Annotated in this window: 1 protein-coding gene; it reads right to left on the reverse strand. The window is 65.5% G+C overall.

Annotation, left to right across the window (positions count from 1 at the left end; all coding sequences use genetic code 11):
• Positions 1-132 precede the first annotated feature (132 nt).
• Positions 133-1443: an Nramp family divalent metal transporter gene (locus tag AC5RUJ_RS15625; protein ID WP_494026257.1), complete on the reverse strand. Its 1311-nt coding sequence runs from the start codon at positions 1441-1443 to the stop codon at positions 133-135.
• Positions 1444-1809 lie beyond the last annotated feature (366 nt).

A 1809-nucleotide genomic window follows, 5' to 3' on the forward strand; every position in this document is an offset into this window, starting at 1 on the left:
CGGCCCCCGACCGCGCGGGCAGTCGACGCGCAGGCAGTCGACGCGCTCAAAACCGCGCGCACCGCCGTCGTCGTTGTTAAACAAGCGCTGCCCCGCACCGAAACGGTGCGGGGCAGCGGAGCCTGCGGGAAATCAGCCGCCGAAGAGCGGCGAGACGGAGTTCCACAACTGGTAGACACCGAGGACCACGAACAGCAGGGCACAGATGCCCAGCGCGATGTTCGTGTGCAGGCGGTTGGCCCATTCCTTCGGGATCCGCTTGCCGTTGAGCAGGCCCAGCAGCGTCAGTGCCAGGAACGGCATGAACAACGACCCCAAGGCACCGTACAGCAGGATCAGCGCGATCGGCTTGCCCAGCATGAACAGCAACATGGGCGGGAACGTCAGCCAGAGGACGTAGAACTTGAAGTACTTGCCGCCCACGCGCGTGTCCGGGTGGCCGGACTCCTTCTTGCGCATGTTGCCCCAGAAGTCGGCGAACATCAGGGACACGCCGTTCCAGACGCCGATGATGGAGGAGAAGGAGGCGGCCCAGAAACCGACGAGGAAGCCGGTGCCGACCACGTCTCCGTACTCATCCTTGAGTACCCCGTACAGGTCCAGCAGTCCTTCGTCGCCGGCGCTCAGTGAAACACCCGCGGTGCGGACTACTTCGGCGCCGACAATCAACATGGCGATGACGAAGATGCCGGTCATGACGTAGGCCACGGAGTTGTCGATGCGCATGACGCGCATCCACTTGGGTGTGTGCCAGCCCTTTTCGCGAAGCCAGTAGCCGTAGGCCGCCAGCGTGATGGTGCCGCCCACGCCGCCCGCGAGCGCCAGGGTGTAGAACACCGCGCCCTCTTCCTGCGGGATCATGGGCACCAGGCCGCCGATCATCTCCGGGATGTTGGGCACGGCGATGATGGCCAGCCCGACGACGGTAACGAACATCAGCCCGACGAAGAAGGCGGTGATCTTCTCGAAGGTGGCGTACTTGCCGAACCAGACCATGACAAATCCGGCCAGGCCCATCAGGATCGCCCAGGCCCACAGCGGCAGCACCGGGAACATCGCGGCCAGCGGCAGCGCTGCCGATGACATTGCCGTGGCACCGTAGACGAAGCCCCAGATCATGATGTACGGACCGAAGTACCAGGTGGTCCAGCGGCCCAGCGAGCGCCAGCCCTCGAAGATCGTCTTGCCCGTTGCAAGGGTAAAGCGTCCGGCACCTTCAACCAGGATGATCTTCAGGATGACGCCGACGATCACCGCCCAGAACAGCCCGTAGCCGTACCGGGAGCCCGCCACCAGCGTGGCCACCATGTCCGCGGCGCCGACGCCTGTGGCGGCGACAACGAGACCGGGACCGACGATCTTCCACTTGGCGGGAGCGCCGCCGTCGTTATCCACCCGTGCAGCGGCATCGAGCGTGCCCGGGGCATTGTTCTCAGTGGCCATGAGCCATGTATTCCTTACCGTGATGGAGCTTGTCCGCAGAAAGAGGCGGCAAGAGTGCCGCCCGTCACCGGACCCCGTCTAGTTTCTCACGCGTTCTGAACGCCCGGTCGGTAAATAGCCGAGGGGGCCACTCGCGGAACCGTTCGGCGCAACACAGGCACTCTTCGGCGGGAAAGTGGCGTGCGATTGTGGTCGTTCGCATACCCGCTGCGGTTGGTCGCAGGGGTCGGTGGTGCGGTCCTCAAGGTGCGGTTCTGGGGGCGCGGGCGCTGCGGTTGATCACGGGGGTCGGTGGTGGCGTCGGACGGGGTCGGTCCTCGGGGTGCGGTGCTGGGGGTGCGGGCCGCGGTGTGCTCGGGGTGTGCT

The organism is Arthrobacter sp. Y3223164 (genome assembly GCF_059091005.1).

What these genes read in the sequence shown, in the direction of transcription:
- AC5RUJ_RS15625 (WP_494026257.1), bottom strand. Translation starts at nt 1,443, where the DNA reads ATGGCCACTGAGAACAATGCCCCGGGCACGCTCGATGCCGCTGCACGG.